Here is a 12,060-nt window from a genome sequence, read left to right on the forward strand (position 1 = left end):
CTACACTGTATTGAGCTTAGGAAGAATCGGAACAGGAGTCGGGACCCGATTGGCTCTGCAAGAAGAAGCCCTAAATGATCAAGCTCTATTCATTGTCGAACTCGCTCGATTTGCATTGCAGCGTTTTTAGTTAATTCCCTTTTGGTCAAAGTCTATCCATATTATTACTGCAGATACAGTTTTATTCAATCAACCAAACTTTGCTTCATCTAGCATAACAATACCTAAAGGAATTCCGGTCATAGTATTAAGAGGGAATGTTCCGAGTCCTACTGGGGAAGAAGGTCCACGGGGAGATGTACAAATTTATGACCTCATTCAAATTTCCGGAACTGGCCAAACGGGATATATGCCTCGGGTCGGGTTTAATGAAATAGTAATGGTGTAACGGTTTCCTTATATATGTAAATAAAGTGGAAAGACTGTAGTTATCCCGGTGCAACCGTCTTTAAGACTCCCACCTCAAAACATGAAGTAAAACAAAGATGTTTAGGTGGGAGATAACGAACGCTAACAGCCCGATTGGTTCAACTAACAATCAGTGGAGGATGAATAACCCCCCACTAATTGAAGTTTCACTTTATTTCTGGTTATTTCAGTTGATAGGTTTCATCGAAAAAGCAGTCTCATTTTATATCGAATTTATTATTGAGTAGATAAATTAATTTAATGGAGGGTTAAGTGATGCAACTTTTTTACAAAGTCCTTCCCGGTGATTCGCTGTATCTGATTGCGAAGCGATGGGAGCTTCCGGTTGAGTCTCTTATTGCCGCAAACAATCTTGGTCCCCCTTATATGATTTATGTAGGGCAACAGCTTGCTGTTCCCCCTGGTGTTGATGTTATACGTGTAAGACCTGGAGATACGGTTTTTAAAATTGCTCAATATTACGGTGTTCCTCTGGCTGTTATTTTCGAAGCAAATAGGCTTCTTCCTCCTTATGTGATCCATGTCGGGCAGCTGTTAAAAGTTCCTCCTGGTGTTCCTTACTATGTTGTTCAACCTGGTGACACGCTTTTTCAAATCGCAAGACGCTATAACGTAATGACAGGGGGACACAGCAATTTTGAGCTAATTAGGCAGGTGAATAGGCTTCCTTCCTATGATCTGTTTCCGGGGATGAGGCTTATCATTCCTTATGCTCCTCCTGGGGACCAAGGATTGATTGCCTATACATCCAATCGTGGGGGAGATTATGATATATGGTTATATAACCCTAGTAATGGTGTGAATGTACAACTTACAACAGGCTTAGGGGAATCATTTTCGGTTCCTTATTGGTCACCAGACAGTAGCAGAATCGCTTTTGTCGGGAAAGATGGCATTCTCTATGTCGTTCAAGTAGCTGAAGGTGCAGTTGCCCGTATTGATCAGTTCGAAGATGGGTTAGGGGGTTATATACATTGGTCACCTGATAGTAAAAAAATCGTGTATCCGAAGCAAGATGACATTATTTTGTACAATGTTATTACACATAAAGCTGAAAGAATAAACCAGCCAAGTGCAACCGATGTCCATTGGTTTCCGAGCGGTGTTGAACTGCTGTTTCAAGCCCCAGATGCATCAGGAATCAGTCAGCTTTTCCGGATTCGGACGGATGGAACAGGTAAGCGACAAATTACCGAAAATACAGCGGGAGCACTTAATCATGTTCGACTTTCTCCGAATGGATCGTATGCATTTTATACAACTCCTGGTGTAAGTATCTCGATTATTTTTACTATAGAAATTTCAACTGGTAACGTATTTGAAGTGAGCGGAGGACCGCTTGGGAAGAATTACTTTCCGGTATGGTCTCCTGATTCATCGACAATTGCTTATAGTGCGACGGCATATGAAGACATCGGATATTTTTCACTGATCAGAACAACGGGAAGACAAGGAGAAAACGATCGAACAAGGGCAATCTCGGATTGCTTTGCCACTCCTGTTACATGGTCACCAGATGGCAGAAAAATTGCCTATCTTTCGGGATGTAACTACGAGGGAGCAGCGAGTGAAATGTGGGTAATGGATGTAAACCATCCTGTTCCGATTCGATTAATTGAAGGAGTATTGATTACGGCTTTGCAATGGTCGTCTATGGCAGTTTCTCCGTTGAAAAAGACCTACACCAATATGACCTATAACGTCAGGTTTCAATATCCTTCACATTGGCAAAGAGTAACTGACGAAAGATACGAAGGCCCGGATGGTTTCTTCCAGATTGCAGCGATTTTTTCAGATGAAACAATTAATACTGTGTGCCAGAATGAAGCATTCCACCAACTCTTACCATACGGTACAGAACCACGCATTTTTAACACACAAATTGAAAAACAAGAAGCATGCTTGATTTTCCCTTCTGAAGACCAACCTTTTGAAATGCGCGGTCAAGCTGCTTTAATCGTTCAGTACCCTACACCGATTCAAATTGATGGAAAAACTTACAATTACTTTATATTATGGGCAGACCAGAACCATATATCTGAAATAAGCACGACTCTTACTTTTTTGTTGTAGGGATAAAGGGACAGGTACTTTCTCCCTGATGCTTTCTTTGTGATAGTTTTGAAGAAATTAAGGAAATAGTTTTTTGCATTTAGCAGGGATCTAGTTCTTTGTATGTCTTCATATCTTAAAATTCCTTCCCTCTACAAATGTAACTCATAGTTGTGGTCAGCTTTAGATAACCTCCCCTACATCATTTTATCTGCAATGCTAACATTTTGCTAACGCAATCGAGTGAAAAACGGTAAAACTCCGTTAAAGATGTTACAGTAAGAATTTAGACAATCTTTGATATATCGCACTTTTAGCACACAGAATGAAAGATATTACACACTCTCACCTTAGGGGCGGCATGATGTAATATAGGTTATAAAACCTTGTTACATCAATGTTAACAAGCAAATATATCATTGCTTGTGCTCATGTTTTAGCTCATGTTTTGAAAGAATTTTAACTGAGAGGACTTCCATTAAGTGTAAAACTTAATGGAAGTCCTTTTTTTTGTGTTTTTAGTAACGAGTAATTATTAAAAGCTGTAATTGTGTGTATTTGTCATTTAATCTTTGTGTGTTTTGGCGGTATATTATAATAGATGAGGAATAATTCCGATTCCGTCATTGTTAAAGTTTTTATTCAACAAACGGTACAGATTGTGGAGTAACTCTTATATTGCGTAGTAGACGTATACTGTGCAGTAAAGTTCTTCATTTTTAATGGACTTTTTGTAAGAATGTACTTAAGCTAACTGAACAGGTAAGTTCAATAAAAAATGATTTCCTGTAAGTCGAAATAGGAGGAATTATAGATCTATTGACGTTTTTTACTGTGTTTTTAATCCCTTTTTCTTGTGTCCAAATCAGCATGAGTATTCATCGAACACAAATACATAAAACACCAGAAATTGCCTAAACTAACCAAGAATAATACTTGATTGTTTTCATATGGGGAGGTGAGTGTTCCTTGCGGAATTTCATAAAACAAAAAAACAATTCAATACATAATTTGTTTAAAGAGGTTTCTAAATCTGATGATTTTTACCAATTTTCCACTAAAAACCTCAATGAGTCACCCATATATTTTTCCTATTATAAGAGCCTTATTGATGAAAAAAAAATTCATCATCATCTCCTTCCATATATTCAATCTACAGAGGAGGTATTTACAGAACTTACGGATGTAATGAATACCATACCTATAGAAGATCGAGAAATCACTTCCGATGCTAAAGTATTCATAAACAAACTGACAAAAGGCTACATTTTTATTCATTTAACGAAAACTCCTGAGAATGGTATTTTGGTTAATCTTTCGAATGGAACGAAGGGTTATAGAGATTTTAATGATGCTGAAAATGAATATAGTGTAATCGGACCAAATGTGGGCTTTGTCGAAGATCTTGATACAAACCTCAGCCTATTAAGAAGGCAAATTACATCCGACGATCTTGTTTTTAAAGAATTTACTAAAGGATCTCTTTCAAATACTCGGGTTATGATTGGATATATTGATGGAATTGCAAATCCACAGCACATTCAAACAATGAAACAACGTATTGAGGATTTAGATATGGATGTTATATTCGATAGTTCAGTTCTAGATCAGATTATTTCTGATAACTCAAATACACCTTTTCCGCTATTTATGTCTACAGAACGTTTAGATCGTACAAAGTTTATGCTTTTAAGTGGACAAGTAATCGTTATTAGTGACGGTTCACCTTATGTTATCGCAGGACCTACCAGTATATTTAACTTTTTTATATCACCAGAGGATTATTACTCACCGTGGCCAGTAGGGTCTTTCTTTCGATTAATACGATTTATAGGTGTCCTTTTTTCAATTTTTGCAACATCATTATATGTCGCAGTATTAACACACCATTATGCAATCATTCCGGAAGATCTGTTAACTCCGTTAATCATGTCAAGGGCAAATGTCCCGTTTCCTCCTTTACTGGAAGCTTTATTTTTAGAAATTACAATAGAACTCTTGAGAGAAGCAGGAGCCAGACTTCCGACAAAAGTAGGCCAAACTCTGGGAATTGTTGGAGGTATTGTAATTGGGCAAGCTGCTGTTCAAGCTGCACTTACAAGTAACATTTTATTAATCATCGTAGCTCTTTCAGCACTTGCTTCTTTTACTACTCCTACTTTCAAGATGTCTAATACGATTCGGATATTAAGATTCCCACTTATTCTCTTAGCTGCAATATGGGGAGGTTTTGGGGTAACCCTGGGTCTTACTTTTATCCTGTGCCATCTAATAAGGTTAAAATCTCTTGGCACACCCTATTTGGCACCTCTATACCCATTCAGGTACAGAGATCTAAACGATAGTTTTATTCGGTCTTCTTTAAGTGTCACGACTAAACGGTATACCTTCTTTAGACCTCTAAAGTTGCATAGGTACAATGTCAAAAAGCATAAAGATATCGAGGATGACTATAATAACGAATAACTTATTTCTTTTTCAAGAGGTTGTGGGCCATGATGAAATTTTTAAAAATCCTATGTGTCCTGTTGTTAATAGTAGGATGCTCTAGGAATAAAATAGTCGAGGATATAAAAATAATTGAATCATTAGGCTATGATCTTGAAGATGATAAAATAAAAGGGAGCGCCTCTTTCCATGTTCATTATGAAAAACCAGCAGAGGCACCAGTAAAGCTTCTTACAGCAAAATCCGAAACTGTAAATGGAATATTTACGACGTTTACGCAACAAGTACCACACCCTGTTGCAATTGGAAAAACAAGAACAATATTAATGGGAGAACCTTTTGCAAAAGAAGGCATTAAAGATTTAATGGGTACTCTTGTCAGAGACCCAATGATGGAAAACATTGCAACAGTGGTAATATCAAAGCAGGATGCTGCTGAAGTTCTTAATCTTGCTATGAGATATCCACCCTATTATCTCTCTGATGTAATTGAACAAAATATAAAATACGGGAATACGCCGCGAACGAACATTCATACAGCATTAAATCAATATTTTGGTACTGGACAAGATGTTTACTTGCCGGTCTTAACCATTTATGAATCTGAAAAGATAATGGTTGATGGTTTAGGAATTTTTAAAGGTGACAAATTGGTGATGCACCTTCAAGATAGAGAAGCGTTCCTCTTTAAGATCATTAAAGACAAAAATATGAGTGGTACTTATGAATTCATCAGCGAACAGAAAGAGAAAATCTTTCTAAAAATTATGTATGGAAAACGAAAAGTCTCCATTAAAAATACTCATCAAAAGCCACAGGTGAAAATTAAACTTGATTTGTTTGCTCATATTGAAGATTACCCAAGCTCTCTTGATCTTTCTAAAAAGAAAGATGTAGATAAATTATCTACAAAGATCGAAAAAGAATTAAGCACAAAAATTGAAAAGTTATTGGAAGAGTTTAAAGAGGAACAGGTAGATCCTGTGGGATTTGGAGATTTAGTTAGAAGTGAAAAACGAGATTGGACGCAAGATAGCTTTAATGATCAATACCCAAATTTAGAATTTGAAATTGAAACGAAGATGAACTTTTTACCGACGGGAGTGGATGGATAGTGGAGCAAAAAATTAACCAAAACTATTTAGTATCTACTTTTTTTGTTTTCTTTTTGATTCACTCCTCTCAAACAGGAATTGGTCTTCTGAGCTTTCAGAATACGATTATTGAAAATGCTGGACATGATTCATGGATCTCAGTTATTATCACTGGTCTAAGCCTTCATATTATATTATGGATGATACTAAAAATGGTTAGTAACCCTACCAAAGACTTGTTAAAAATCCATCAAATTTCGTTTGGTGAAAAAATCGGGAATTTTTTATCGGTTATTGTAATTGGATACTTTTTACTTTTGGCTCTTACCGTTTTTCGTACTTATATAGAAGCTATACAGGTATGGGTATTCCCAATGATCAAAACTTGGGAGCTTAGCCTAGGGTTAGCATGTCTAATCATTTATATCATTACCGGAGGATTCCGAACATTGACGGGAATAAGCTTCCTAGGAGTGGTTCTACCTTCTATTCTTCTGTTAACGTTATATTTTCCTTTACAATATGCTAATTTTAGAAACCTAATGCCGGTTTTTAACCATTCAATTCTGGAAATAGCTCAATCCTCTAAAGCATCTTCCCTTATATTTATTGGGTTTGAGTCCTTGTTGATTTACTTCCCATTTATTAAGCACCCTTCTAAATCTGCAAAATGGGCACATGGAGCATTAGCATTTACAACTTTCATATATCTATTAGTTACATTAATAACCTTCGTTTATTTTAGCCAAGGTCAACTTAAGCATACATTATGGCCGACATTAGCCATGATTAAGATTGTTGAATTTACTTTTATCATGCGAATTGAATTTATTTTTATCTTTACTTGGCTTTTGGTTATACTTCCAACCGTCTGTATTCCAATCTGGTGTTGTACGAGGATCTTAAAGAAAATAACGAAAATTAAACCAAGGAAATCATTATATACGATTATGCTATTCATATTACTTTGTAGCATCTTTATTGATGACCATCTGAAAGTAGATGCACTAAGGAAATTCACCTCAGAGGTAGGTTTCTATTTTATATATAGCTACATTCCACTCTTATTTGCCATTTATTCCCTACGTAAAAGCAAATTTAAAAGCTCTGAGTATTAAGTTCAATGAAAACCTAGAAAATAGCTACTTTGAAGAATCTGGTGTTTAAGTAATTCAAAAGTTTTTCTATGTTCATTTTTCGACTTTAGTTATCTTACTGCTATTTATGCAGTTAGTACTAATTGGAGCAATGTTTCTAGTAAGCGGAATTCAATATGACCCAGTACCAAACATGGTAAGTTCTCCATTAAAATAATATTGAAAGAAAGAATATTCATGCCATACGTAAATATTAAAATGACAATAGAAGATGCTACTCCCCAAAAAAACGTGAGCTTATAAAATGCACAACACAATTACTTGTCTATGTCTTATGGAAAAATCCAAACACAACTGTAGAAATGATTGATAAAGTTGATACTGGTAATTTTTCCCTGCTTTTCTTCAACTAAACTGATTCTATACTCAATAAAAAAGTCCTACTCCTTCTTGAAGGAAAGCCCCCGTTTGTTGAACAAATATCTTGATTGTTTCAGACAGTTCTTTATATTGATTTGATTGTATTTCTTTTCGACTTTTTGAAGGAAGTTCGTTTTAGATATTAACTTCAATATTTTTGAATCATTATATTACCAACATCAGTTTGGTCAGATATATAAAATGTTGTTCCTTTTCGAAAGGTTCAATCCTAACACGGAAACTCTATGTGTGTTTAGGAAGAATTACTGATTCATGAATAATCAAGAATTTTATTGACAAACTAAAAAGAATTAGGTCTTGAGGGGGTATAAAATGAACGTAAATGAATTAGGATTCCTTTGGTACTTACAATCAAGTTCAAACATGATCAATTTATTATTAAAATATCTTAGTGAAACTTCTGAGGATACTGATTTAAGAAATATTTTAAATGAAATGTATGAAATCTCTATATATCAAGAACAAGAGGCTACTCAATTATTGTCTGAGGAAGGTTATAAAGATACACCGTTCTTCAGGGAAGATGATATATATAGATCAACAACAAAGCTATTTTCAGACCAATTAATTATAGAAATCTTAAAGCATATAACGAGTAATGGATTGCGACCGCTTGCTGTTCAATATGTTGAATTAACAGATTATAAAGTAAAAAATTTTTATAAAAAACTACTCAATGATGTAATTCAATTAGATTTTTCTTTATTAAAATTACTTAATGATAAAGATTTATTACAAAATAATTCCTTCTCTTACAAAAAAGCAGATGAAAGGGATGGGAAACTATTCAAAGTTGCATCAACTCAGCAACGGCCACTTAATGCGATAGAATTGGCAAATATGTTCAGTTCCCTTCAATGTAACAATGTTGGAGTTGCTCTTTGTATCGGTTTTTCTGAAGTCGTAGAGGATATGGACACAAAGAAATTTATACTAGATGGGAAAAAGTTAGCATTTTATCAATCAGCCACTTTATCTGATATCTATAGAGAAAATGGAATTCCAACTACAACTGGACTAGAGGCTCACGTTAATAAAGTAAAGGAATCACCTTTTTCAGATAAATTAATGGCGAACTTAATAATGTTCCTAAATCCAGTAAGTATAAGCAATCTACAAAATGCAGTGGTATCCAGTTATAAAAAGGATCATATAGATTCTTTAAAGGAACTAATCAAAATGGTTGAAGACTACTCAGAGAAAGGGCTGAAGTTATTAATAAGGAAAAATTGGTTTAATGAACCACCTGTGTCTAATTGGTCACATAAATAGAAACGGTGGCAGGTGCTAATCAAGAAATGGTAATAAGATAGTCTTTTTTCGGGTGCTTATGTTTAAGAAGAACAACTAACAAAAAATTTATCTGCTGCACAGTACAACGATACTATGCAATAGCGCATTTTAATGTAGAAGGAGACTTTTATGCCGAAACATTCAGGTTGAAAAGTAGGAAAAGCAGGAAAAACCTTATCTACATCTAAAGCTAAAAAGCAAAAAAGTCAGGCAGCAAAGACGTTAAATAAGCATAAGAACAAAATGCATTAAAGACTATCAAAAAATTCATATTTAGTATTTGGGCGCAATTCCAAATGGAGTTGTGTTTTTCTTTTGTATTTAAGTTATTTAATGTAAGAATACTTTAAACACATACTCACTCACAATACTAATGTCACAATCCTTCGATTACTTACAAGAAAACGAAAGTTCATATAGAATATAGTTAGTATCAAATAAATAGGAGGAGCTGAGTAAATGAGAGTAGCTCAAGATTTAATAAAGCAGTTGGAAGAACTCTATGAAACTTATGAGCAAGAGGTTAAAGATAAATCAAAAGAAGGTTTATTAACAGATAGTACAGCAAGAACATATCTTCTTCATTCAAGAAACTTTATAAAATGGTGTAAGAATGATTTTATCCCAGGAGGAAGGAATTCAAATTAGAAGGATTTAGTTTTTGAAATTGTTTATGTTATAGCCAATTCTACGATAAACAAATAAAATCATTATCTAAAGAACTAACCTCTTTAATTATTCCATTTTTCCGCAATCAGGCGCGTTGTGCAAATTTGTATAAAAATAAATATTTTATGCTATAATAAAATTGTGGTGAAGTAAGGATTTAACCCTTACCTTCAAGAGTTGTTTTGTGAATCCTTTTCCGTTCGGTGCGGAGAAGGCAAAAAGTCATGAATATTCATGACTTTTTTGTTTGTAATCACAGATATTTATTATTTGAAATATTTTCCGAGAGGTCCTTCATTAAATTACTGAACTTAGTGGAAGCCTCTTTTTTAATGTTCTTTGTCATGTGGGCATAAATGTCCATAGTTGTACTAATGTCACTGTGGCCCAAACGTTCTTGTATTTCTTTAATGTGTACATTAGCCTCAATTAATAATGAAGTATGTGTATGTCTGAATGAGTGAGGTGTTACATGCTTTTTAATGATAGTTTTCTTTAACAGCCTATTCATTCTAATAGCAATATGTTTAATTGTTTTAGGATATCCTTCATTAGTTGCGAAGATAAACTTATTATCATTATAAAATGGTTTGTTTTCTTTTTTGATTTTATCCTGTTCGTTTCTATGTATTTTAAGAAGATCAATTAATATCGGGTCAATTGTTATTGTGCGGATAGATCCTTCTGTTTTTGGTGTAAGTAATTGATACTTTAATTTATTATTAGTTGGATTGTAATACGTTTTATATATCCTTAATGTTTGATTGTTAAAATCGATATCAGGCCATTTTAAAGCTATCATTTCACCGATACGCAGACCTGTATATGCTAACATAGTGAAAGCCAGTAAATCGCCTTCAAGACCATCTTTGTTTGCTATTGTAAGTAATTCTTCTAGTTCCTCCTTTTCGAGAAACTTTTCATGTATTGAATCGCCTTTTTCAAGTTCTGATACAGTTGTTTTTTTTTGGTAGTTTAATACTTTTAGTGGGTGCATTTTTAATTAATTTTAGTGAGAGAGCATACTCAAAAACCATGGTTGCAGAAGTATGAATACTTGAAACATAGTTTGTACTGAATTTATTAGAAAGTTGGTCTATTGTATCGGTGGTTACCCCCAAAAGTTAGAGTTTTATTATGCAGCTGATTGGCTGGATTGAGTTCGGTATTCGACTGGACTCAATCCGGCCAATTTTGTTTTTGATCGTTCATTGTTATACCAGTCGATATATTCTTCTATCCGTCTTTTTAATTCTTCATAGCTAACTAATTCTTCCCCATAATACATTTCTTGTTTTAAAATGCCAAAGAAATTCTCTATCGGAGCGTTGTCTGCGCAGGTTGCTTTACGTGACATGCTTTGGAATACATTATTTTCTTTTAATGTCCTCACCCATTGGTTGTGCTGGTAATGCCAGCCTTGATCGGAATGGATGGTAGTGCGATAGGTTGCATGATTCTTTATTATCTCTATGGTTTCTCTTAAAGGTTCCATGACAAGATCTAACGTTGGACGTTTCCTGATTTCAAACGCAATAACTTCTCCGTTATAAAGGTCAAAAATCGGATTTAAATATAGCTTCTCTTCGCCTAGACATTTGAATTCTGTAATGTCGGTTACTAACTTTTGAAGAGGGATAGGTGTGCTAAAGCGGCGGGATAATCGGTTTTTCGCTACTTTTCCTACGTTTCCTTTATATGAATTGTATTTACGGGATTTTCGCATAAATTTCACACATTTTAATCCCAGTTCCCGCATAATGCGATACACTTTTTTATGGTTGATAGAATGTCCTAATTTCTTTAATTCTTTCGTGATACGTTTATAACCATAGCGTTCATGAAATTTCTTAAATAGGTGTGTAATGAGTTCTTTTAATTCTGTATCCAAGTCTTCTTTCCCAATTTTTTTTACATGATAGTGATAGGTAGCTTCAGGAATACCTACAACAACGAATATATCTTTTAATCGGAACCCTTCTTCTTTGAGTTCGAATGCCACCTTTGCTTGTGCTTTTCGTGGAACGCATTCGGATTCTCCCGAAAAGCTCTCAACTTTTTTAGGTAGGCATTTTCTAACCTTAGTAGTTCATTCTCACGTTCTAATTCTTCTTCACGTGATAACTTTTTCTCTTCCTTTTTCTTCGATTTATTAGGTTTCTTAGACATAGAAGGTCTCCCCTTTGATCTTGATTTCAGGCCTTCTATCCCTTGTTCACGAAATGCCTTCAACCATCGTGCAATTAAGGAAGGATTGTTCAAATCAAATTGCAAAGCAGTTTCTAAATAAGAAGCATCTGTCTTTAACATAAATTGTACCGTATCTAATTTAAATTGAACAGAATACTTCTCATTCTTTTTTCTCCGTTTTAACCCCTTCATACCCTGCGCTTTATAGGCGTTTACCCAATTTTTTAATGGGGTGGAACTGGGCATATTATATTTTTTCGACAACGAGTTATATCCAAGATTCCCATACAAATACTCGTTGACAAGCTTTATTTTAAATTCTTCACTATATTTGGCCATAAAAACAC

Annotated in this window: 9 protein-coding genes; 6 read left to right on the top strand and 3 right to left on the bottom strand. The window is 34.6% G+C overall.

Annotation, left to right across the window (positions count from 1 at the left end):
• The first annotated feature begins 684 nt into the window (after positions 1 to 684).
• The 6 genes from GI584_RS03410 to GI584_RS03435 all read left to right on the top strand — a co-directional run bounded on the left by GI584_RS03410 (position 685) and on the right by GI584_RS03435 (position 9,502).
• Positions 685 to 2,502, top strand: a complete 1,818-nt coding sequence (locus tag GI584_RS03410; RefSeq protein ID WP_153790233.1) for a LysM peptidoglycan-binding domain-containing protein — start codon at positions 685 to 687, stop codon at positions 2,500 to 2,502.
• Positions 2,503 to 3,450: 948 nt separating this feature from the next.
• Positions 3,451 to 4,947, top strand: coding sequence for a spore germination protein (locus GI584_RS03415; protein ID WP_228552334.1), 1,497 nt, complete (start codon positions 3,451 to 3,453; stop codon positions 4,945 to 4,947).
• Positions 4,948 to 4,976: 29 nt separating this feature from the next.
• Positions 4,977 to 6,044, top strand: coding sequence for a Ger(x)C family spore germination protein (locus GI584_RS03420; RefSeq protein WP_153790234.1), 1,068 nt, complete (start codon positions 4,977 to 4,979; stop codon positions 6,042 to 6,044).
• Entirely contained in the window at positions 6,044 to 7,141 is a 1,098-nt protein-coding gene (locus GI584_RS03425) for a GerAB/ArcD/ProY family transporter (RefSeq protein ID WP_157801882.1), read from the top strand. Before GI584_RS03420 ends, GI584_RS03425 begins: the two co-directional genes overlap by 1 nt.
• Positions 7,142 to 7,873: 732 nt before the next feature.
• The gene (locus tag GI584_RS03430) at positions 7,874 to 8,833 is read left to right on the top strand and encodes a DUF3231 family protein (RefSeq protein WP_100360994.1); all 960 of its coding nucleotides are present in this window, start codon (positions 7,874 to 7,876) and stop codon (positions 8,831 to 8,833) included.
• A gap of 480 nt (positions 8,834 to 9,313) precedes the next feature.
• Positions 9,314 to 9,502: a hypothetical protein gene (locus tag GI584_RS03435; protein WP_153790235.1), complete on the top strand. Its 189-nt coding sequence runs from the start codon at positions 9,314 to 9,316 to the stop codon at positions 9,500 to 9,502.
• Between the two features lie 274 nt (positions 9,503 to 9,776).
• Here the strand turns inward: GI584_RS03435 and GI584_RS03440 are convergent, their stop codons facing one another.
• The 3 genes from GI584_RS03440 to GI584_RS03450 form a co-directional block, all read right to left on the bottom strand.
• A complete protein-coding gene (locus GI584_RS03440; RefSeq protein WP_228552335.1) occupies positions 9,777 to 10,520 on the bottom strand; it encodes a site-specific integrase in 744 nt (247 codons plus the stop codon).
• A 138-nt stretch (positions 10,521 to 10,658) separates the two neighbouring features.
• Positions 10,659 to 11,525, bottom strand: a complete 867-nt coding sequence (locus tag GI584_RS03445) for an IS3 family transposase (protein ID WP_153790236.1) — start codon at positions 11,523 to 11,525, stop codon at positions 10,659 to 10,661.
• Positions 11,489 to 12,052 (bottom strand): helix-turn-helix domain-containing protein, encoded by a 564-nt coding sequence (locus GI584_RS03450; RefSeq protein WP_153790237.1) that lies wholly within the window; start codon positions 12,050 to 12,052, stop codon positions 11,489 to 11,491. Before GI584_RS03450 ends, GI584_RS03445 begins: the two co-directional genes overlap by 37 nt.
• Between the last annotated feature and the right edge of the window lie 8 nt (positions 12,053 to 12,060).

The organism is Gracilibacillus salitolerans, from assembly GCF_009650095.1.
Lineage (GTDB): Bacteria > Bacillota > Bacilli > Bacillales > Amphibacillaceae > Gracilibacillus > Gracilibacillus salitolerans.

What these genes read in the sequence shown, in the direction of transcription:
- GI584_RS03410 (WP_153790233.1), top strand. Translation starts at nt 685, where the DNA reads ATGCAACTTTTTTACAAAGTCCTTCCCGGTGATTCGCTGTATCTGATT.
- GI584_RS03420 (WP_153790234.1), top strand. Translation starts at nt 4,977, where the DNA reads ATGATGAAATTTTTAAAAATCCTATGTGTCCTGTTGTTAATAGTAGGA.
- GI584_RS03430 (WP_100360994.1), top strand. Translation starts at nt 7,874, where the DNA reads ATGAACGTAAATGAATTAGGATTCCTTTGGTACTTACAATCAAGTTCA.
- GI584_RS03435 (WP_153790235.1), top strand. Translation starts at nt 9,314, where the DNA reads ATGAGAGTAGCTCAAGATTTAATAAAGCAGTTGGAAGAACTCTATGAA.
- GI584_RS03440 (WP_228552335.1), bottom strand. Translation starts at nt 10,520, where the DNA reads ATGCACCCACTAAAAGTATTAAACTACCAAAAAAAAACAACTGTATCA.
- GI584_RS03450 (WP_153790237.1), bottom strand. Translation starts at nt 12,052, where the DNA reads ATGGCCAAATATAGTGAAGAATTTAAAATAAAGCTTGTCAACGAGTAT.